This is a genomic window from Bradyrhizobium daqingense, from assembly GCF_021044685.1.
GTDB classification, from domain to species: domain Bacteria; phylum Pseudomonadota; class Alphaproteobacteria; order Rhizobiales; family Xanthobacteraceae; genus Bradyrhizobium; species Bradyrhizobium daqingense.
Genome location: NZ_CP088014.1, coordinates 3,389,965 through 3,408,273 on the forward strand (window position 1 = coordinate 3,389,965; position 18,309 = coordinate 3,408,273).

General features: G+C 59.4%; 18 protein-coding genes and 1 tRNA gene. 9 read left to right on the top strand and 10 right to left on the bottom strand.

The features are described from left to right. Window positions 1-66: 66 nt before the first annotated feature. The gene (locus tag LPJ38_RS16180) at window positions 67-1,845 is read right to left on the bottom strand and encodes an acyl-CoA dehydrogenase family protein (RefSeq protein ID WP_145642301.1); all 1,779 of its coding nucleotides are present in this window, start codon (window positions 1,843-1,845) and stop codon (window positions 67-69) included. A 258-nt stretch (window positions 1,846-2,103) separates the two neighbouring features. Between LPJ38_RS16180 and LPJ38_RS16185 the strand changes: the two genes are divergently transcribed. The 3 genes from LPJ38_RS16185 to LPJ38_RS16195 all read left to right on the top strand — a co-directional run bounded on the left by LPJ38_RS16185 (window position 2,104) and on the right by LPJ38_RS16195 (window position 4,319). Then, window positions 2,104-2,178, top strand: a tRNA-Gln gene (locus LPJ38_RS16185). Window positions 2,179-2,278: 100 nt separating this feature from the next. Further along, entirely contained in the window at window positions 2,279-3,442 is a 1,164-nt protein-coding gene (locus tag LPJ38_RS16190; protein ID WP_145642298.1) for a DUF6538 domain-containing protein, read from the top strand. 673 nt (window positions 3,443-4,115) lie between these two features. After that, window positions 4,116-4,319, top strand: coding sequence for a hypothetical protein (locus tag LPJ38_RS16195; protein ID WP_018640766.1), 204 nt, complete (start codon window positions 4,116-4,118; stop codon window positions 4,317-4,319). Window positions 4,320-5,394: 1,075 nt separating this feature from the next. Here LPJ38_RS16195 and LPJ38_RS16200 read toward each other — a convergent pair. From LPJ38_RS16200 to LPJ38_RS16210, 3 genes are all read right to left on the bottom strand, one after another. Then, entirely contained in the window at window positions 5,395-5,547 is a 153-nt protein-coding gene (locus tag LPJ38_RS16200) for a hypothetical protein (protein ID WP_018640764.1), read from the bottom strand. Between the two features lie 8 nt (window positions 5,548-5,555). Then, the gene (locus tag LPJ38_RS16205) at window positions 5,556-5,774 is read right to left on the bottom strand and encodes a hypothetical protein (protein ID WP_145642295.1); all 219 of its coding nucleotides are present in this window, start codon (window positions 5,772-5,774) and stop codon (window positions 5,556-5,558) included. A 228-nt stretch (window positions 5,775-6,002) separates the two neighbouring features. After that, window positions 6,003-6,203, bottom strand: coding sequence for a hypothetical protein (locus LPJ38_RS16210; protein ID WP_018640763.1), 201 nt, complete (start codon window positions 6,201-6,203; stop codon window positions 6,003-6,005). A gap of 1,057 nt (window positions 6,204-7,260) precedes the next feature. Here LPJ38_RS16210 and LPJ38_RS16220 point away from each other — a divergent pair. After that, window positions 7,261-7,662 (top strand): hypothetical protein, encoded by a 402-nt coding sequence (locus tag LPJ38_RS16220; protein WP_231088643.1) that lies wholly within the window; start codon window positions 7,261-7,263, stop codon window positions 7,660-7,662. A gap of 533 nt (window positions 7,663-8,195) precedes the next feature. Here the strand turns inward: LPJ38_RS16220 and LPJ38_RS16225 are convergent. Continuing rightward, a complete protein-coding gene (locus tag LPJ38_RS16225; RefSeq protein ID WP_145642292.1) occupies window positions 8,196-8,480 on the bottom strand; it encodes a PDDEXK family nuclease in 285 nt (94 codons plus the stop codon). Window positions 8,481-10,523: 2,043 nt separating this feature from the next. Between LPJ38_RS16225 and LPJ38_RS16230 the strand changes: the two genes are divergently transcribed. After that, window positions 10,524-10,715 carry a CsbD family protein gene (locus LPJ38_RS16230; protein WP_028170261.1) on the top strand — a complete coding sequence of 64 codons (192 nt, stop codon included), beginning with the start codon at window positions 10,524-10,526 and terminating at the stop codon, window positions 10,713-10,715. A 465-nt stretch (window positions 10,716-11,180) separates the two neighbouring features. Here LPJ38_RS16230 and LPJ38_RS16235 read toward each other — a convergent pair whose 3' ends face one another. Further along, window positions 11,181-11,447: a hypothetical protein gene (locus LPJ38_RS16235; RefSeq protein WP_231088644.1), complete on the bottom strand. Its 267-nt coding sequence runs from the start codon at window positions 11,445-11,447 to the stop codon at window positions 11,181-11,183. A 1,307-nt stretch (window positions 11,448-12,754) separates the two neighbouring features. Between LPJ38_RS16235 and LPJ38_RS16240 the strand changes: the two genes are divergently transcribed. The 4 genes from LPJ38_RS16240 (at window position 12,755) to LPJ38_RS16255 (ending at window position 16,132) form a co-directional block, all read left to right on the top strand. After that, on the top strand, window positions 12,755-13,174 hold the full coding sequence (locus LPJ38_RS16240; RefSeq protein ID WP_145642284.1) for a CopG family transcriptional regulator: 420 nt from the start codon (window positions 12,755-12,757) through the stop codon (window positions 13,172-13,174). 3 nt (window positions 13,175-13,177) lie between these two features. Further along, the gene (locus LPJ38_RS16245) at window positions 13,178-14,368 is read left to right on the top strand and encodes an extracellular catalytic domain type 1 short-chain-length polyhydroxyalkanoate depolymerase (protein WP_145642282.1); all 1,191 of its coding nucleotides are present in this window, start codon (window positions 13,178-13,180) and stop codon (window positions 14,366-14,368) included. A 149-nt stretch (window positions 14,369-14,517) separates the two neighbouring features. Further along, the gene (locus LPJ38_RS16250; protein ID WP_167520781.1) at window positions 14,518-15,030 is read left to right on the top strand and encodes a phasin family protein; all 513 of its coding nucleotides are present in this window, start codon (window positions 14,518-14,520) and stop codon (window positions 15,028-15,030) included. Between the two features lie 712 nt (window positions 15,031-15,742). Then, the gene (locus LPJ38_RS16255) at window positions 15,743-16,132 is read left to right on the top strand and encodes a helix-turn-helix domain-containing protein (RefSeq protein ID WP_445432993.1); all 390 of its coding nucleotides are present in this window, start codon (window positions 15,743-15,745) and stop codon (window positions 16,130-16,132) included. Here LPJ38_RS16255 and LPJ38_RS38295 read toward each other — a convergent pair. The 4 genes from LPJ38_RS38295 to LPJ38_RS16275 all read right to left on the bottom strand — a co-directional run bounded on the left by LPJ38_RS38295 (window position 16,117) and on the right by LPJ38_RS16275 (window position 17,833). Continuing rightward, window positions 16,117-16,485: a DUF2958 domain-containing protein gene (locus LPJ38_RS38295; protein ID WP_145642355.1), complete on the bottom strand. Its 369-nt coding sequence runs from the start codon at window positions 16,483-16,485 to the stop codon at window positions 16,117-16,119. The two genes, LPJ38_RS16255 and LPJ38_RS38295, sit on opposite strands and share 16 nt — an antisense overlap. A gap of 42 nt (window positions 16,486-16,527) precedes the next feature. Beyond that, window positions 16,528-16,698, bottom strand: coding sequence for a hypothetical protein (locus LPJ38_RS16265; RefSeq protein WP_158644815.1), 171 nt, complete (start codon window positions 16,696-16,698; stop codon window positions 16,528-16,530). A gap of 273 nt (window positions 16,699-16,971) precedes the next feature. Next, a complete protein-coding gene (locus tag LPJ38_RS16270; protein ID WP_231088645.1) occupies window positions 16,972-17,343 on the bottom strand; it encodes a hypothetical protein in 372 nt (123 codons plus the stop codon). 247 nt (window positions 17,344-17,590) lie between these two features. Continuing rightward, window positions 17,591-17,833: a hypothetical protein gene (locus LPJ38_RS16275; protein ID WP_231088646.1), complete on the bottom strand. Its 243-nt coding sequence runs from the start codon at window positions 17,831-17,833 to the stop codon at window positions 17,591-17,593. Window positions 17,834-18,309: the final 476 nt, after the last annotated feature.

Sequence of the window (18,309 nt, forward strand, 5' to 3'; positions counted from 1 at the left end):
GGCGAGACAAGTGGTGAGTTACGCCTACGCTAACCCACCCTACGCATCGGCGCTGGCGATCAGCGCTTATCCCAGCAGCACCGCATCCGCCGCCGCGACCGATTCCGCGCTCTCCGTCACTGTGCGCTCGAGCGAGGGCGCTTGCACCGTGATGTTTTCGGCGAAGAAGCGCGCGAGCGAGACGTAGCGCGCGGCATCCGCGGTGCCGTCGGCCTTGGCGGCGAGCGCCTCGGCGGCCAGCATGCAGCCGCCGACCGTCGCGCCGAACTGCTGAAGATACGGCGTCGCGCCGGCGAGCGCCTCGTTCGGCGCGGACGCAACGCGCTCCAGCAGCCATTTGCTGGTGCGCGTCAATGCTTCCAGCGCCTCGCGCAGCTTCGCGCCCGTGGTGCCGAAGGCGGGATCGTTGGAGGCCTTGACCTGTTTGACGGTGGCCGAGAGCTCGTCGAGCAGCGCCCATACCGAGGCGCCGCCGTTGGCCGCGAGCTTGCGCGTGACGAGGTCGATCGCCTGGATGCCGTTGGTGCCTTCGTAGATCGCGGTGATGCGGGCATCGCGATAATGCTGCGCGGCGCCGGTCTCCTCGATGAAGCCCATGCCGCCATGCACCTGCACGCCGAGATAGGCGACCTCGTTGCCGATGTCGGTGGAATAGCCCTTTGCGATCGGTGTCAGCAGCGCGGCGCGTGCGGCCGCGTCGGTCCGCACCTTGGCGTCCTTGGCGCGGTTGGAGACGTCGATCGCGACCGCGGTCGCATAGCAGATGGTGCGCGCGGCCGCGGTCTGCGCCCGCATCCGCATCAGCATGCGCTTGACGTCGGGATGGACGAAGATCGCATCCGAGCCCTCGCCCTTGTTGCCGACGGCGCGGCCCTGCTTGCGTTCCTGGGCGTAGGACAGCGCCTGCTGATAGGCGCGATCGGCGACGCCGACGCCTTCGAGGCCGACGCCGAGGCGGGCCTGGTTCATCATCGTGAACATGCAGCGCATGCCCTGGTTCTCTTCGCCGATCAAGAAGCCGATCGCGCCGCCGTGATCGCCCATGGTCATGGTGCAGGTCGGCGAAGCATGCATGCCGAGCTTGTGCTCGACACCGCTCGCATAGATGTCGTTGCGCTGCCCAAGCGAGCCGTCCGCATTGACCATGAACTTCGGCACCAGGAACAGCGAGATCCCCTTGGTGCCGGCGGGCGCGTCGGGCAGGCGGGCCAGCACGAAATGCACGATGTTGTCGGTCATGTCGTGCTCGCCATAGGTGATGAAGGTCTTGGTCCCCTTGATGCGATAGGTGCCGTCGGCCTGCATCTCGGCGCGGGTACGCAGGGCGCCGACGTCGGAGCCGGCCTGCGGCTCGGTCAGTTGCATCGTGCCGGTCCATTCGCCGGAGACGAGCTTTTCGAGATAGATTGTCTTCAGCTCGTCACTGCCATGCGCCTCCAGCGCTTCGATCGCGGAGGCCGTCAGCAGCGGGCAGAGGCCGAAGGCAAGGTTGGCGGCGCTCCAGATCTCGGTGCAGGCCGCATTGATCGCGAGCGGCAGGCCCTGACCGCCGAAATCTTCCGGACCGGAGACGGCGTTCCAGCCGCCCTCGGTCCAGCGCTTGTAGGCGTCGGGCCAGCCCGGTGCGGTCGTCACCTTGCCGTCCTCGAGCTTGATGCCGTGCTCGTCGCCGATCTTGTTGAGCGGCGCCAGCACGTCGGTTGCGAACTTGCCGGCTTCCTCCAGCACGGCCGCGGCAATGTCTGCGTCGAAATCGCCGTAATGGCCGGCGTCCACGGCGGCCTTGAGGCCGGCGCCATGGTTGAGCGACAGCAGCATGTCGGAAATCGGCGCGCGGTAGGTCATGGCTCACTCCCGTGGACAAATATTGGGCGCCGTATTCCCACGAAACGGGGGCAGTCTCAATGGCCGGTGGATGGGGACGGCGCGGCTCCGGGGCGGAGCTACCGGGGCCTATAATAAAGTGAGGCGGTCGGATGGTCCGCCCCGGGTGGCATTTTGCCCCTCCAGGCGGTTGAAATGCCGCGCCGCTCCCTATAGACCGGCAGCGACCGAAGGGAATCCGCGGCAGCTCGATCTTCCGCCGTTCGCCCGGTCTCCAGTTGGGGCGTAGCCAAGCGGTAAGGCAGCGGATTTTGATTCCGCCATTCGGAGGTTCGATCCCTCCCGCCCCAGCCAGAAGCCTTGCTGCCCCTGAAATTGCTGACGAAACCGGCCTGGCTGGGGAGCTGCTGCACAGCTCTGCGACACACTGCTGCTGCACAGGGGTGTGTCCGATATGGCTGTCCACATCTTTCGCCGAGAAGCCGTGTACTACTGGCGCCGCCGAGCGCCCCGTTCGCTTGCCAATTTCCTGGATCGCCAGCATCTTTTTCTGAGCCTGAAAACGACGAGCCGAACCGTGGCGCGTCGGCTGGCTGCTCAGCTTGACTTGATCCTGGAAGATGCCGCGATGCTCGCCGATAGCTTCGACCCGCACCTGTCAAAGTCTCAAATTGAGACAATGCTTCGCCGCGTTGTCGACAGGCAGCTCGTGAAGCTGGACCGGCTCGCGTATGCCGCCAAAAATTCGTCCGGCTTCGACTTCGAGCGGGAGCGAATGGGCGACAAGCAGGCATTTTGGGCCTTTGCCCTTTTGGATGCTCAAGGCGCAAGCGCGGTCGTTCGGGATGAGGATCGCGTCCGGATGGCCGCCGACGGACTGTCCGAGGCCAACATCGAGGCGGTGAAGTGGCATCTGGCGATGCTCCGGCGCAACAATATGGTCCCCACGAACGCTCATATTCTCGATCATATGGTCGGTGCAGTCGGCGCCCTCCCGACAGCGATGAACCTGGGGATCGCGCAAGGAACTTACTTCCGCGGAATGAAGCTCGCCCTGGCCGAAATTGATCGGCGCTACGGAGGCAGGCGCACAGAAGATGTGGGCTTTGTGGATCGCATGCTCATGGGCATGAACGATCCACCGCAGCAAGTTGTAACACCCGAGCCTGGCATCGGCCTCCGGAGTAACGATCCACCGAAGGCCGTGGATCGTCCCGCCGCAATGTCCCTCTTGATGACGGACTTCTCCACCTTCGCTGAAAATGTCATCCAGCAAAACGCCAAGGATGGTCATTGGGACGAGAAAACTCAGAGGCAAGCCCGAAGCATCTCGAACCTGTTCGTCAAGTTCATGCTGCAGGACCAGCTGGTCCAGGACTTAAACGCCCTGCGCCAACAGCATGTCGGCAAGTTCGTCGATTTTCTTCGGTCGGCCATCTACAAGAATTACGGCAAGTCCGCCAAGGATGAAAGCCGGAGCATCGCCGAGCTGCGCGCTGTTGCTATGGCACATCATTCAAGCGAGCGCGGGATCGCCGGAGATACGCTCAATCGTCACCTTACGTTCCTTGCTCAAATCTTCCGGCACGCAGTTGCGCGCGGGGTTGGCACCCTCTGAAGTTTTTGCTGTCGGTCGGCACGGTAGCCTGCACGTGTCTTGCATTCGATCGCGTTCGTCGAGTTTTACGGAGGTCGGTCCTGGAGCGAACCTGGTATGGTTGCGACCGCGCCCGAGAAGAAATCATCGTTTCGCGCCGAGGCCCGCCGCAGCCGATTTTGATTCCACCAGACGTAGGTTCGAATCCTGCCGCCCCAACCACCAAACCCTCTGAAATTCTCTTATTTCATCGCAAAAATTGCGATTCCGTCCCACGAATTCCGACGCGGCATCGTTCGCAAAAACTCCCGTTCAATTTCAATGACTACCAACTTGTATCGGCGGCTCCACGCAGCAAGGACGCAGCATGGACTCGCTTGATCGCTAACGCATCACGCTCAGGCGTTGACACTCGTCCTCGCGGCTGTCCCCGAAGGCTGGACGGCGGAAATTGCACCAGCGCTTGTTACGGAAAAGCAGCAAGGGCTGTTTCAGGAACTCAACCTCCAACCCGGTGACGTTTACAAGCTCACTCCCGAGTGAGACAGCTTCATTTGGCGTCCTTTTATGCTAGACAATTTTCTATTGCCGGGATGACACCGGGCCTGCGTTGGTGTTTCCTATTCAATCCTTAGCCCCTAAATTAACTTGGGAACTGTCCAACTCTGTTCTAGGTTGCCTCGTGGACCGCGCAATGCAGCTTCGCCATTTGGAACAGGCCGAACGGCACGTCGCCCAAGGCGAGCGGAATATTGCCAAGCAAGAGGAGCGTATTGCGGACTTGGCTCGCCGAGGAGCGAACACAACCGAGGCTCAGAAGCTTCTAAACACCTTCTTCGCCATTCAGATGCAGCATATCCAGCACCGCAACCGCATCCTCACGGAGCTGGAAGAATAGGAGTTTGTATAGCGGCAACGCTTGCCTGAGATGGTTCGGTACTTGAACGACCCTTGCCGACCGACCGATGACAGACTCCTGCAAAGCAGCCCTCCCGAGCCGCAGGATCCCGGCCCCATCCGCGAGCCTTGTTCCCTTCGTTTTCGGCATTCGACGCGGGCAAGAAAAAGCTGTTGGGTCTTTTGAATGTCGGAGATGCCAACAGCCGTGTTTGGGATGACGAAATAGCGTGACCGAAAAGCAGCCCGTCCAAAGCCTTCGCCGGGGGGCGGCATGGAGGAAGCTCGACAGGCCGCGCAAGAGTGTGCCGACGATCCCGGGCTACATGACGAGCTTCGGCGAAGATGAACTAAAAGCCGATCCAGTTGGCGGCTCTATTTGCTAGCCCGATGTTGTCCCAGCTCGGACCTGGCGAGAGCGGCTAGTGCTAGTGCGCCACTATCAGGATCATAGCGGACCTCATACAAGGGAGTTATTAGTACGCGCCCTAGCTTGGGGCGATTAGGAGGAAATATTCAGACCGGCGAGAACTATATCGCAGTCCAAATGGCGACGCTTGGTTCATCGGGGCGCGAGCCGACTAGCGGTCATGCTTTTATTATTCATCAGCCCAATGCCCCTTCTGGTGGCCGCCTTTCTCACATTGAATTGGGCGAGCTCTTGCGTGACGGAAATGGAGTCGAACAGCAAGCGTTGCCGCGACTGATCGGAACACTGGTCGAGGTACCGCTGTTTGCCCAGGTCCGGAAGTGCTCCCCAAGGCTAGCAACAGACCCGCCGTTACTCAGTTCGCTAAGTTTGAACGCAGCTAGTCCCGGGACTCGGCGTTCTGAATAATCTCACCATTCAGCCATTCTTGCTCATCGGCCAAAGTCCTTCATGCGGTTTCTATGCGCTTGTACCGGTGGAAAGTTGGATCTCGGCAGTTCTCTGCATTTTGGAATGCTGCGATTGCTTCATGCTGTCCTCCGTTAGGATGGACATGGGATTGGCCCGGCTCGCGATCAATGCAGTCCGGTCTGACAATTCTCCACCTAACGGGCTGTAAATCGGCCTAGCTAAAAGCAACGCGACGCTAGGTACGGAAGAAAACGAACCAGACAACGGCCATAGCGAGCACAGCGACACTTACGCTGATGAGAAGCAGCAAGAGGATCGAGGGCCCGGGTTCGGCTTGACGCGCTTCCATGGGTGTTTCGATAATGATGCCGTGCTTTTTCTTCACCATGGTTGCACCTAAATTTTGGGTGCTAAGTCGGCGCGGTCAAATACCGGGACAATCTCAACATCCTCCGGCAAGGCACCCGATGGCGTGTCTTCCGCAGCATGGCGCAACGCTTCGGTGCTTGCATCCAATCCATCGGTAGTTTCGTTCGCGCCGCTACCAGCGTCGTGACGACGTGACGGGACTTGACGGCCCGCATCGGCTTCTGTGTTGGGTATCTTTGTGGACATAAGATATCCTTTCGTTTTGGATACCAAGCTGTCCCAACGACTATGGTTCCTACCCTGGCTGAGCGCCGAGCAAGCGCAGGCGTCTTTGTGCACACGGGAGGTTAACAAAGTTGGGTACAATTATGTCTCATGTCACTGTGTTGTGCGCTGCCAGCGCACGATGAAAGTCAGGTTGGGCTACCGCCGACGAAGCAATTCCTTATTGGCAGCAAGCGCGGATTGTGCGCGTCATGAGTGCGAGTGTAGCGCGGATGAATTTGGTCTGCCTACCGGCGGAATCTCCCCGTCCAGCCACTGCTGCTCCTCGGCGAGCGCGCGCCAAGCCGCCTCCATGCGTTGATAGCGGCGCGCGGCGGGGGCCGTCCGAGCCTGCTCCGCGAGCTGCGCGCAGTTCTCGGCGCACTCAAGGTATTCGCGGGTACGATACATGATACTGCTACTCTCGACTGATGGGTGTTGCTCTCCTGCCATTCTCCAGATCGATGTCCGGCCGGTCAGGAGGGAGTTGATCCTTCTCAGGATTGCCCTTCCACGGTTCATTTGTCTGCTTGTGATGGGGGGCGTCAGTCTGCTGCCGCGGATCATCCAGCGGCGTCTCGCGCGGGTCTTCGTCTTGTGGGCGTATATTTTCCATGATGGGTAACGGAAGCGGCTGGCGATCCGTTCCTACGGTGCATAGCAACAAAAAGTTCCCAAAATGCGTTTAGGGGGCATGCAGCGCATAGCCCTATCGCCTTCATTCTTGCCAGCGTGGTTCTCGCCCTGCCCTTGTCGGGAAGGGTGGCGCGAATGCGAAGCACCATAGCGCCGAGCAGTCCACCACAGTGGGAGGGCGAAGTAGTCCGCCATCCACACTTAGCCCGGCACTTCATCGGTGCTACGTTTAATGAGTATGTGTTCAATGTGGGCACATATCCATGTCGGTGCGTGGCTGGTCACCGAAGAGCCAATCTGCACTCAGGCATCGAAAGCTGCGGCGGAGCTATGCCAGACCATCTGGCGCGCCGTTAAGCGGCGGGTTCTCAATGGCATCGATCCGGAGCATCCCCAGAACCGTGAACGTAATGGTGTTATCGAGTTATCCTGTTGAGAGTTGCCTAAGCCGCACCGCGTAACTTGGCTTGCTGTTGCATTAAAATGACGAGAGCTCCGCATGAACGCTGATCGTCACTACGCCGTCGCCTCTATCTTGTTTGATTACGTAAAAAGCCCATCCTTGAAGCACCTGCGTGAGCCGCATAGCGTTCACAAGGTATCGCGCGAGATTGTGAAAGCGCTGGATGGAGCAAGCTCCGTGTGGAAGAAGTGGGAGAGTCGGCGAGAAGAGGTCGCACAGGCAGCGGCTCCATCTGGATACCCGTCGAGGACCTCCAGGCGTTTCTGAATACGTTACCCGGCCTGCCGTTGACGAAAACGGATGTGGAGCAGCGTCTGCGCGCTATTTGGGAAGAGCCACATACAAGTTATCCCAAGGACGAACTCAGAAATGGCTGTGTCGCATTGTGTCAGTCAGACAAGGGAAACGGCACCGAGATGCGCGCGATCATTGGAGCGTTGCAGGAGCGCATCGAGCGCGAGGAAGACAGGCTTAGAAACGGAGCAGGAGCAAAGCTATCGGCGCTGGAGAGAGGAAGAGCGAATAAGGCTGGAACAGCGGTTTCTGTTGGGCGCGGATTGTGCGTGGACCAGAATCGAGAAATCAGAAGCATTCTATTGTCGCCGCAACGGTCGTGCGTTCCGCATCGCGCAGGGCAAAGACAAGCGTTGGACCCTGTGTCGGGTTGAAGAAATTGACGACGAGGGCGAGTTGCTCGGCACTTATCAAGGTCGCGGTGATGCGAACAAGGCACTGAAGAAGATTGCTTACGCTCCCCAGTTGCAAAGGTAAGCCCCCTGAAGAGAGTTCACCAAAGCGGAGTCGGTCGAGGTTTGCTAAAGAATGTATGAAAAGCTTATCGTTTTCTGCCGACGTTGATCGAGGGCGCGCTTCTGCCAACCCAGCAGATAAGTATGGTGAAAGGTTATCGAGTCAGCCTGTCGAGAGTTACGTGCCGCCACATCAAAACCAGAGTTGGCGTGCTGGAGGACGGGGTCGTCACAGTCAGTAAAAAGGAGGCGGGCCAGGGGTCGGTGATTTCACTACTTCTTGCCAACGTCTACCTATACTACGTGTTCGATCTGTGGGCCGAGCGCTGGCGACGGCACGAGGCCACGGGTGGGGTGATGATTGTGCGGTATGCTGGTTTCGCGCACGAGGTAGGACGACGCGCGGCGCTTCTGGGACGCGATGCGCAAGCGGTTCGAGGAGTTTGCGCTGTCGTTACAGCTGGAGAAGACTCGACCGCGACCGTCAGCACCACTTTGTGCCCCAAAGCACGCATATTTCGCGGAATGTGGTAGCGTATTCCGCCCTGAGCCCTTCTATTGCAATCTCGACTTCGCTCCGAGGCGTCCGCCGCCCAAAATGTTGAGATAAACCAGAAGCAGCGGCGTTGTTGTGTATCCTTTATCGGCTTTCTTTTTAACTCCCTTCGCCAGTTGGTTTGCGATTGTTTCTCCGAGGTGGGGATCAAAATGCCGAACGCCTTGTTCTGCTTCACACCGATGTTCGTCGCCGCGCTTTCTGCCAGGGTCCAAAATTTCCGTCACTTCGATATCAATTATTTCGCCCGCGTTTTGAATTTGTTCGTCATTCCGTCTTTCCATCTGCTTGCCATCCGAACGAGCTGCGCAGTGCGCCGCTTAGTAAACTCAGCAATGGGAATCGCGTCGAGCAGAAAGCCCGCGTTGCTTTTGTTAAAGAGAGTGGATGACTTAACGAGAGGTGCGAGCGGCCACTGTGGATACGAATTCCTGGGGAGTCTGCCACGAGGTTAGAGCTTCGTGCTCTGCGCTCAGTTCGGCATCGGAAGGCTCGCGGTCAGCGCCGTCCGTCATGCGATTGCTCCATTGGGGTTGTCCCGAATGCGTAATTGAAAGCTTGCTCCGTACCCAGGTTGTCGTTGACGAGGCCACGGACTTTTCGCCCATACAAACTTGCGTGCATGGCCGCGCTATGCGACGATTCCTGGAAATATGAAGCGCATATCGGAAAGGAAGCGGTCGAAGGTCGAATCGTCGTCGGTCAGCATGCGGATGGCTTTTCGGAGGGCCAAGTTGGCATCTCCACGGGCAACGATACGCCGTCTGCGCGATGGCTATATGGATGTCTGCGTCTGTACGCCGCGCGGGCGCGTTCTGCAGTCGGATGAACTGGATGAACTCGAACCGCAACAGGAGATTGACGGCATGGCGAAGGGATAGCAACGCGGCAATCGCGAAGCCAAGAAGCCGAAGAAAGAAAGACTAAGGTGGTAGAAGACTAAGCGCATGAGAACGGACCTGCATCAGCGGCCCGATTTCATTTCGGGCTCGATTTCCAAAGCGCATGAGAGCGGCGCAGCGCGTCCCGGGTGATGTCCCGCCAGGGACGTCGCATCGGCACATAGATGGGAGTAACAGATCGTCGTCGCACATGGCTACCGACCGTGGGCTGGGACCCCGTCTGTCAACCACCGGCGCCTATGACTGAGCCTTGGCCGGTGGTGGGGCAACCGCAGGAGATGAGGTCGTTTGGCCCTGAGGACAAAAACGCCGCCCCCTTAAATAAAGCGAAGGCGGCGGCTTACCAAGCCCGGGAGGGAGACTGTAAAATCCCGATATAGGTTGGTCTCTTCGTGGGGTGCAGAAGTTCATCACGCGAACGAGAGCCAAGTTTAAGGTGGCGCCTGTAGTCCCGGCGAGGTCAACCACCTGTTGATCTCTCCTGCAACATCGATCTGCCTGGCCTTTCGCAAGAGCTCTGCGCGGCGAACGCCAACGGGCAACTCCTTGACCTGTAGACTAGGCGGAGATTGATCGCCTCCTGTGCGAGGCGATATTCGAGTGTCGATGATTGGTGTGAGGGCCGTCGAGCCGCCATGTTTGATGCTCCGCTGCGGGTCAAGCGGGAGCGCAACTTGCGATCACATCACCGTAATTGCTAAGGGCCGCGCGATGGCGGACAGTGCGCCTTTCGGTGCTGGATAGCGAGCACTTGTTTCGGCTCCCGCTAGGAACTATTCAAGTTTCTGCCGCAGGCCGACTGCCGTCATGCGGTGATCGCTTCCGCGCGCGGGCTGGTGTTCGCGACCTATGTCAGGCTCTTAAGGCCAGACGCCGCCAACTGAGGCGGCCTCTCTGCGCTGGTAGGTTTAGGTCGGAGCGCGCAGACCTGGTGAATCCAGCCACTTATTGACGATAACCGAGTTATCGATCCGGCTGGCCATCCGTAGAAGCTCGTCGCGTCGAACGCCATGAGGCATACCCTCAGCCTGCTTGCGCAAGTCAATTGCCTCGTCCTCTAAGCGGTATTGAAATATCGATGATTGCTTGAACATGGTGCTCGCTGTTCGGTTAGGCGGGAGCGCAATTGGCGTTCTCAGCACCGATAGAAGCCATGAGCCGGACGGTGATGGGCGTTGTTAACACTTGTGGCAGACCAGGTCTGAGCAATTTTGACCATCCGCTTGCGCGCACTCGGCGACCGGCCGGCGCGCCCCATAAGAGCACGAGTCGGTTAGAACGGCCCGCCAGGGACGAGAATTTAGTGGTGGCTTGCCTTCAATATGCCGAGGCGTCCGACGCCGGCGGCCTTAAGCGGGCCTCCGCAGGAGGAACCACTGCGCAACGCTTTCGTTGTGTGCTCTCCCAACAGCAAAGGACACGATCATGGACCGCGAACATGTGAAGGGCGCTGCCGACAAGGCAAAAGGCGCCATCAAAGAAGGTGCCGGTAAGCTCACTGGCGACAAGGACATGGAAGCCGAAGGCAAGATCGACAAGGCCAAGGGATCTGCCCACAATGCGGCGGGAGATGTGAAGGATGCAGCGCGGGACGCCGCTGACGCCCTCAAGAAATAAGCAGAAGAGAAGACAAAAACTAGCCGCCTCCGGGCGGCCCTCTCTTTTCTGGTGGGGAGACGGCTTCTTGGATCTTTTGATTCCGAAATGGCGCGAGGCTTGGAAAGGCCCGTCCTCGCCCCGAACCTCAATTTTCGTGTGCGCCGGCCGTTCGCTGCTCTTCCTTACTGAGGTTTTCAGCCACCAAGCGTGAGGGAGCGTTTGCATCCTATAGGAGCAGCTAGTCAATGCTTGCGTTCGCCGCCACGAACTCTGCTCAGGAAGATTCGAATGCGGAGGGAGCGTTGGATTGGTGATCGGCGCTTTGGCGTCAATTACTTTGATGGCACGTATCTGCACGCAGATCCTTTCAAACGCCTCGATTGACCTGCAAGGTGTGCCGATATCCGATCCGTCTCTGCTTATGATCTCGGAGAACAGCCCGCATATGTGAGCGCTAGGCCGCTCTAACGCTGCTGGTACGCCCTAAGCGTACGGTGGCACGTTCACTAGCGTACCTATCAGGCGCAGAAGGGCCTGGTGCTCGGGTCCTTTCGGCTCACTTCGCAAGAAATCGCCGAGTTCAATGTGTGTCAGTCGGCCGCCAGAAGGCGCATTTGGCTGATGAATGATGAAAGCATGGCCATTGGCCGGCTCGCGTCCCAGAAACCAAGCGTCGCCGTTGGTATCACGATATAGCTCACGTCGTTCGCTCATCTGACGCTCCTTGTGGGCTAAACCTTCAAAATACATCTGGTCAGTTTCCCCGATCGCAGATCGCGGCGGCGGAGAAGCGCCTGCGTATCAGCTAAGCCCGATTCCTCTGCTTACCTCGCGGGCTTCTCCTGGCGCGAGCCCAACAGTCAGGCCGAGCGCTGCAGCTTGCTCCCGGGCGGTGCCCCCGCGATCGATTAGTTTGGCGGTCCATCCCTCCGGGATGGCATCCAAGACGAGCTGAACGGCCTCTTCTTCCGTACCGGCTGCTAACCAAAACCGGCACTCGCCATCGTCAGTAGTGACCTGCAGAAGATGCGCTTCCATGCATGTGAATAGCCAAAGCCATACTTTGTTGCTATCCCCCTACTCGCACCGCACGTCCTAGGGCGGCTCTGCCTACGTGAGCCACGGTGGCGGCTTCCAGGGATCGAGCCCAGGAAGCACCGCGGCGGCATTAACGAGACGTTCCACAAGGTCCGCGCCGGCTTCGAGGCGGCATGGCAGAGGTGGCTGGCAACGCGGTCCGAGATCGATTACGAGGCTGGCGCAGCTAGTGCGACTGGACCGCCTGGAAGAACTGCATGCACAGGCTGGCTCTGCCGTTGCCGACTCAACGGCCGGACGGGAACGCCCGCTGCTTTTGCGGTGAGATGGTCACCATCCGCACTCTGGATGGCCTGCTGAGGCCGCGCTGAGGAACCGGCAAAAGAGGTTTGTGATCGATGGCGAGGCCGTGATCCTGAGTTTGCCGCCCTTGGCTCCGGAATGACGCCTAGTTGGTTCTCCAACCGTACAGGTCGGCCCAGAGCGGTTCGGACTTGTCGAGGAAATCGGTGAAAGCGGCGCTCTCGAGAACTTCAATCTCGCGGGGCTCGTTGTTGTGAAGTTGTGCTGGTAGCTGAGCCGGCCACTGACCACTGCGAAGCGGACAGCGAGCTCGCCGAGAAACGCTTGTTGCCCTGGCGTAAGGCGGGGCCCACGCTGATGCAGCATCAAAGCCGGTCACTTCAGCGAACGTGGGCAGCCGGCCATCCGGCGACACGGGAAGCGGAAGGTGAGCGACATTGAGCATGTCACTCAGAAGGTTAAGGGTGCTTTCTATTTTGGTTTGCCCGCGACGTGGGAGCACGACGAACCTGTTTCTGTTTTTTTAAACGAACTGGGCCATCGGGCTTGCGAAGACAGGGGAGGCGAGTTTCGCCAGAATTTGTCTGACGCTCCACGAGACGGTCCGCCTGCGCGAGCTCCTGGTTTATTGGATGGCTCCACCCCTTGAAAGGCGCCCGGGAGCATCTAGATACATCCACACACCATCCAGACGGATGGTGCAGGGATGTTTCACTATGGCCGGAAATACACACGAGCTGCGACCCAAGGCCCCCGACACCGAGAAGATCACGATCAACCTTGGCTATGTCGACCTCGGTCATGTCGATCTCATGGTGCAGGAAGGGTTCTATTCGAACAGGACCGATTTCATCCGGACAGCAATCCGGAACCAGCTCGAGCGACACGTAGAGGTCGTCAGACAATCCACGGCCCGGAAGAACTTGGACCTCGGGCTGCGCAACTACACACGCGAGGATCTCGAAGCGGCGCGGCGCGCCGGCGAGATGCTGCAGATCAATGTTTTGGGCTTAGCCACCATCGCCCAAGACGTCACTCCCGAGTTGGCGCGCGCCACAATCGCGTCGGTCTCGGTGCTGGGGGCGCTTCACGCCAGTCCCGCGGTCAAGGCCGCTCTCGCCGACAGAATGAGGTGAACGATGCTGAATCAAGACATAGTCCGCGAAGCAACCCGCCTCACGCGTGCCGGCCAACTGGTCGAGGCCACCGCGCTGCTGCAGCGCATGCTGCAGGGCGATAGCGCTCCAAGACCGGAGTCGCGCAGCGCCTCTCAGGCTCCGCTCTCGCGGCTCGATCCGCTTACCATCGACGCCACGGCCGACGTCGTCGAGGAGCGGGAAGCTCCGCAGGCCTCGTCGGCCCGCGCTGGTCAGGGACGCAGACGTTCCTTATCGCTCGACGGAATGCGGAATTTTTCCCGGCTCGGCCTGCGAAGTCCGATTACGCGCGCTCCTCTGTCGCCATCGGACATCGTGCCCGAGGGCACACGGTTTATCGCCGGTACCTTCAGTAACGCCGCAGGAAGCCGGACCTACAAGCTGTTCATCCCGAGCCGCTGCCAGGGACAACGGCTTCCCCTGATCGTCATGCTTCATGGCTGCACCCAGTCGCCCGACGATTTCGCGGCCGGCACCCGGATGAACTTCCCGGCAGAAGAGCAGAATTGCTTCGTGGCCTATCCTGAGCAGCCGAGCGGAGCCAACCAGTCGAAGTGCTGGAACTGGTTTCGCACGAGCGACCAGCGCCGCGGCGGGGGCGAGCCCTCGATGATCGCCGGCATTACCCGCCAGATCATGCACGACCATTTGATTGATCCGAAGCGCGTATATGTCGCGGGTCTGTCGGCCGGCGGCGCCGCCGCCGCGATCATGGGCGCAACGTATAGCGATCTGTACGCGGCCGTCGGTATTCATTCAGGCCTCCCGTGCGGGGCCGCCAGCGACCTTCCCTCCGCGTTCGTCGCCATGCGGCAGGGAGGCGGCTCCAAGGCAATTGCGGACGGCAAAACTTCTGTGCCGACCATCGTTTTCCATGGCAATCACGACACTACGGTGCATCCAAAGAATGGCGATCAGATTATCGAGCAGTCCGCCAGGGCGACGACGCCGACGACGAAGGTACTTCGCGGACGCGTACCCCACGGCCATGCCTATACTCGCACCGTCCTGATCGACGGGGCCGGTCGGGCGATCTCGGAACACTGGAACATCGATGGCGCCGGACACGCGTGGTCAGGCGGCAGCCCTGCCGGGTCCTACACTGACCCGCAAGGGCCGGATGCCACGAGGGAAATGCTGCGCTTCTTCCTCGAGCATTCGCTCGGTGGGTAGTCTGGCTTCACGGGGCGGCTCAGAGAACGAGCGATTTATCTTAGTTCATGCGACCAACAGTGGACGGGCTTGGAACGCCACGTCACAAAGCCTGTTGTCCTTTCAGAAATGACCGTTGTGGTCGCACCCCCATTTTCTTGGAGCGTCAGATGAGCAAACGCAAAGCGGCGACAGCGGCAAAGCGCGCCCGCAACCCGAAAATGGCCGCGCGGGCCCAACGGAACAAGCAGGCCATTGTTAGAAGCCCGAAAGACAATTCACTTCACTCTGCTGCGGCAGACTCGGTCGAACCGCCTCCTGAGCTTCATGATGATCCTAAACACCAGGTTCCCATCATTGAGCCTGAGGCGGATGCCTTAGTAGGTGACCGCAGCCAGAGAATGACGGATAGCGATCCAACGAAAGGCTTTGCTCTACCGACAGCAAACATGCAGGCGTATCAAGCGAAGCTTCTTGAGATAGCCGGGGCCAACGCGCAATTCGCTTTTGAATTCAGCCTGAGACTTGCGACGATCAGGTCACCAACTGAATTTTTTGGCGTCATTACGGAGTTTACGAGGAGACGGGTCGATATGTTCGCGCAGCATTCGAAAGAACTGGCGGCATATCCGTTCTTGCGGATCAAGCCGCCCCGAGAAGTCACGGCTCTGCCGGGACGATAACTGCAAGCCTTACCCGCTGCGGCAAAGGATGGACGCAAACGCGGATCAAGCACGCGGGTCACGGTTGCTGCTTTCGGCTAGGGAGCGCGACTCACAACGAGGGAGCGGGATCAGCGCCGGCCATTTTGGTGCCGATCTTTGTCTTGACCGCAATTTCTGCGTGAGGGGCCATCAAACCGCAGTCAGGGGCAAGTGCCTTGCCTTGCGACGCCGCTCTTCAGATGGGCCCATCAAATTGGAACACGCCAAGGATGTCGGGCTCGATTTGCTTCCCTGGCAACCCGCGATTTCTGCGCTGTACCCCAAGAGTTAGCGGACCGAGGCTGCTGGCGCGAGTTGAGGACCCTGCCATCTCCGGGACGCGGGTTCGGAATCAGGTTTGTTCGGAAGATCGGCGGAAGCTGGTGCAAGACGGCGCCTGCGGGTTTTTGCGAATACTTAGCAGGCGGTGCACGCCTACATCTGATCGCGTCGGCGCTCTCGCAGCCTCTGAAAAACCTTCCCGACATGGCGACGAACGTGTCAATGGCGTCGGCGACGCATCGCGGCGGCCGTCCGATATTCCGGATAACTCCGCCGGTGTGTTTTCTCGCTGAGCCGCCCCTCGAGAAAGGCGCGCGCATAGATGCCGGGCGAACTGTGGCCCTGAACCAGGATCAGATCGCCGCCATGGTTCTCCGAAGCTGCCAGGCGGTTCGAGCGCGACGCGCCCATCCTTGACGAGCAGACGACGTCTGTTCTGCTGGCTTATGCATGGCCGGGAAATGTGCGCGAGCTTCGCAATGCCGCCGACCGTTTCGTGTTGGGTGTGCTCGACGGCAAGACGATCAACAAATCCGGCCTTGGCGGCGCGGACGTCTCGTTGCCTCGCCAGCTCGAGAACATCGAACGATTGATCATCGAGGATGCATTGCGCCGCAAGCAGGGCGACGTCCAGGCAACAGCTGCGCTGCTCGGCCTCCCCAAGCAGACCTTGTACGACAAGATCAAGCGTCTTGGGGTGAACGTCGACGGCATCAAGGAAGGTTCGAGTCTCCGCCGGGGATTGTGTTCGAGTACGGACGCCGGGATGACGTGCCGCCGACGTTACCCGCCATCTTGAAGGCCGCGGGACAGACGCGGCGCCGGACCAGGAAACGCACTCCCTGAGATCCCCACGAACTGCCTCAGGCGACAGATCGAATAAGATAAGACGTAGCCGAGTTCCGGGCACCCCTGACCGAGGTCGCACAGTCCGAAGAGGCGATCGGGCTCGTTTGGGTCGACTTCAGTGATGAGCCACGCGGCTTGAGCCGGTGTGAAAAATTTCGCAACTGGTACGTGGCACCGCCGTTGATTGCGTTCACCAAGAGTTGGACGCGGTCTGCCACCGTGAGGAGATCGACGTTGGACATCAAGCCGCTCCCAGTCAGAGCGTTTGAGTAAATCGACGATTGGATATGTCGCACAATTCATTGGTACAAAGGGCAAATTGGTCGGTCTGGTAAGTGACTTTTGCTACTCTCGATCGGTCGCTCCCTCGGGGGCACCCCGTCGTCTGATCTCGTCCTCGATTTCTTCAAGAAAATCGAGGATCTCGGGAACGTCCATGTCCTCAAGCGCGTCGAGCTTATAACGCTCCACGATCGTCAGCTCAGCCTCTGAAAAAGGTCCGGCCCCATTTTGCATCACCGTCTCCCGGTTTATAGGACGAGCAGGCAGCGAGAGCGACTGATGGCGTTCTCATCACCGATAAATGCCTAGGGCCTCGCGGTGACAGGTTTTGTTAACATCTACGGCGGTACCGAATCTGAGCAAATTTGACCATCTCGCCACAAGGCGATGGGGAGAGCCTAGCACTCGTCCTTGGCTCTGTGATGAAGATTAAAAGCGATGGTGTGGTCAAAGACGATCGCCCGATCGAGGGCGACTGGCCCTATCTGTTGTCCTCCCGAATGGGAATCAGGTCTTGGCCGCTGTCTTGGCAATCTCCGTCTCGATGCCGGTGGCGCAAGCCTTGGCGAATGAGTAGTCCATGCTCGTGGACGCCACACTCTTCACGAATTCGCTGACGACGTTTTCTCTGGAATAAGGGCCGGTCGCCTTGAACTTCGCGAGAGCGCCGTCCGCGGCTGTAAACTGAGCGACACACAGCGGTACCAGAACGGACATCCGGCCACTGGTCTCCGCCGAGACCCGCATGACCCTGGCGGACTCCCCGGTGACCCAACCGCCCCAGGCAAATCCAATCGCCATGGTCGCCACCGCGCCGAAAGCAATTCCTTGAAGGAAACGGGTCCGCGCCTCGCCTTGTAATATTGCAGGAAGCTTCATGATGGTTGCCTTTCGTGAGCGCATGAGGACGTGCACCGGCGCTGCTGACGCACGTTGGTAAAATCCAGTTTTATGATTGCGCCTTCCGATGGCACGTGAGCTGCTACTACGACGACGCGCGGCGACTTCGGAGGTCGCTGCTTCCTGGGCAGCTTCAAGGTGAGCATCTGCCAACCTCTAGCCAAACCTTATATCTTCAGATCGACCGTGTAAATGACGTTCCGCGACGAGCCTTCTTGGCTTTGCGCTAGTCAGGCGAACTGCTTTGCCAGAGCGTCACGGCTACGACGAATTGAGAGTAATTGGCGTGTCTGAACTCCTCATCCCAACGGATAAGATCGTACGCGACCTTGTGCGGCGTATAGGCTCGGAAGTTGAAGCCAGCCGAGAGATGCCGCGCGGCGGCACCATCCAGGGCTTCCTTGGTGACATCCGTCATACGGCGCCCTTCTGCAAAACCGGTTTCGCTGCTGAACGTGCTTCCGTTCAAGGCCAGCCTCTTCGTTCGGATGACGCTGCGCTTCGTAGCAGGGAATAGCCAGTGAAATCGGGGCTCGCGAGCATCAAATCGAAGGTCTGTCCGCTCCCTGCCAGGTCGAGATAGTTGTGGCTATTGCAGCTCCGGAGGTGCACGCTGTCCTTCAGGCAGAGACGATATCAATCGGTCGATCTGTCAGACGCGCTGCCGTCGCAATGGTCCGGAAGGCAATTGCACTTCGTCGCTCCCTGGTCGTGTTTGAGAACAGCGCAAGGAGCTGTGCGATGAGCGGGCGGTCGTGGCAGGAGTTCACTGGAACCCTAAGCGACCGCGGTCATTAGCTTGAGGCGGGAGCGAAAATGGCCGGATTCCCGCCTCTCCTCCCGCGGCATCGCCGTTATCGCCCTCCAATCAATGATGTCAGAGATGTCCAGGTCAAAAGCAGTTCCGCGGAAGACGTCAGCGGGGACAGCTGAGCAAGGACGGGC